2 protein-coding genes are annotated in these 2,031 nt (G+C 65.9%); both read left to right on the forward strand.

Going from position 1 to position 2,031, the window contains the following annotated elements; translation table 11 throughout:
• Positions 1-54 precede the first annotated feature (54 nt).
• Entirely contained in the window at positions 55-393 is a 339-nt protein-coding gene (locus ELR45_RS16000) for a DUF4212 domain-containing protein (protein WP_129667289.1), read from the forward strand.
• Positions 390-2,031, forward strand: a 1,642-nt coding sequence (locus tag ELR45_RS16005) for a sodium:solute symporter family protein (RefSeq protein ID WP_165367819.1), incomplete at its 3' end; no start/stop codon positions are given. The genes ELR45_RS16000 and ELR45_RS16005, both read left to right, overlap by 4 nt.

A 2,031-nucleotide genomic window follows, 5' to 3' on the forward strand; every position in this document is an offset into this window, starting at 1 on the left:
GTGGACGGTGCAGACCCTTCGACTCCGGCGCCGTAGCAAGAAGGGAGTTCGCTGATGTCCCCACCGGACCAGACGAAACAGGGCGGTCCTCCGCTCTCTGAAGATTGGCGCCGCCAGTACTGGCGGCGGAACCTGCGGCTGATGGCCGTGCTCCTTGTCATCTGGTTCGTGGTCTCGTTCGGCTGCGGGATCCTCTTCGTCGAGCAGCTCAACGAGATCACGTTCTTCGACTTCCCGCTCGGGTTCTGGTTCGCCCAGCAGGGTTCCATCTACACGTTCGTCATCTTGATCCTCGTCTACGCGTTGCGGATGGACCGATTGGACAAGGAGTTCGGCGTCGACGAGAACGGTGACGACGACGGTGCGGAAGCCGGAAGGGGAGCGGAGCAGTGACCGATATCCAGGCCTGGACCACTGTCTTCATCGTCCTCTCCTTCGGTACGTACATCTTCATCGCCTGGCGCAGCCGGGTGAAGGAGACGGAGGGCTTCTACGTCGCCGGGCACGGCGTCCCGACCGTCGCCAACGGTGCGGCGATCGCCGCGGACTGGATGTCCGCCGCGTCGTTCATCTCGATGGCGGGGCTGATCGCGTTCCTCGGGTCGGACGGGTCGATCTACCTGATGGGGTGGACCGGCGGCTACGTGCTGCTTGCGGTCCTGCTGGCGCCATACCTTCGCAAATGGGGCAAGTACACGGTGCCGGAGTTCGTCGGCGACCGGTATTCGGAGCTGGCACGGACGATCGCTGCCGGGGCGGCCATCATCATCTCGTTCACCTACGTGGTGGGGCAGATGGCCGGTGGCGGCATCGTGTTCAGCCGGTTCCTCGACATCGACATCAACGGCGGCATCGTGATCGCCGCGGCCATCATCTTCCTCTACGCGGTGCTCGGCGGGATGAAGGGCATCACGTGGACCCAGGTGGCGCAGTACACAGTGCTGATCACCGCGTACCTGATCCCGGCGGTGGCGGTGGCCCAGAGGATGACGGGGGTGCCGATCCCGCAGATCTCGTTCGGCGAGATCCTGGCCGAGCTGAACTCGCTCGGCACCGAGCTGGGCCTGAACGAGTACACCCAGGCGTTCACCGAGCGGCCGCAGGTCGACATCTTCCTGGTGACGATGGCACTGATGGTCGGCACGGCCGGGCTGCCGCACGTGATCATCCGCTTCTACACGACCAAGACGGTCCGCGGGTCGCGCTACTCCGCATTCTGGGCGCTGTTCTTCATCGCCCTGCTGTACACGACGGCTCCCGCGGTGGGCGCGTTCACCAAGTTCAACCTGCTGGAAGGGGTCCAGGGCACCTCGGTGTCCGAACTGCCGGACTGGGTGGAGAACTGGATGTCGACCGGGCTGGTGTCGATCGGTGAAGACGTCGAGACCATCCAGTCGGTCGGCAACAACCCCGCTTCCGGTGCCGACCTCATCGTCAACAACGACATCCTGGTGCTGGCGTCACCGGAGATCGCCGGGCTGCCGGCGCCGATCGTCGGGCTGGTGGCCGCCGGCGGCATGGCCGCGGCGATGTCGACGGCCGCCGGGCTGCTGCTGGTGATCTCGTCGTCGGTGTCGCACGACCTCTATTTCCGGCGGATCCGGAAGGAGGCCGACGACCGTGAGCGGCTGCTGGTCGGCCGGATCGCGATGGCGGGCGCGGTCGTCGTCGCGGTGATCGCGGGCATGAACCCGCCCGCGTTCGTCGCCCAGGTGGTCGCGTTCGCGTTCGGCATGGCGGCGTCGAGCTTCTTCCCGGCGCTGGTGCTAGGCATCTTCTGGAAGCGGTGCAACGCGGTCGGCGCCGCCGCGGGGATGATCACCGGGCTCGTGTTCACCATCAGCTACATGGTGTACACGCTGGAGGTCTTCGGGACATCCGCGAATGACCACATCCTCGATATCAGCCCGGAGGGCATCGGGACCATCGGTGCGCTGGTCAACTTCGCCGTGGCGATCGTCGTGTCGAAGCTGACTCCGCCGCCGTCGGCGGAGCTGTCCGAGATGGTGGAGCGGATCCGCTACCCGGCGC

This window comes from Phytoactinopolyspora endophytica (assembly GCF_004138495.1).
Classification (GTDB): Bacteria; Actinomycetota; Actinomycetes; order Jiangellales; family Jiangellaceae; genus Phytoactinopolyspora; species Phytoactinopolyspora endophytica.

What these genes read in the sequence shown, in the direction of transcription:
- ELR45_RS16000 (WP_129667289.1), top strand. Translation starts at nt 55, where the DNA reads ATGTCCCCACCGGACCAGACGAAACAGGGCGGTCCTCCGCTCTCTGAA.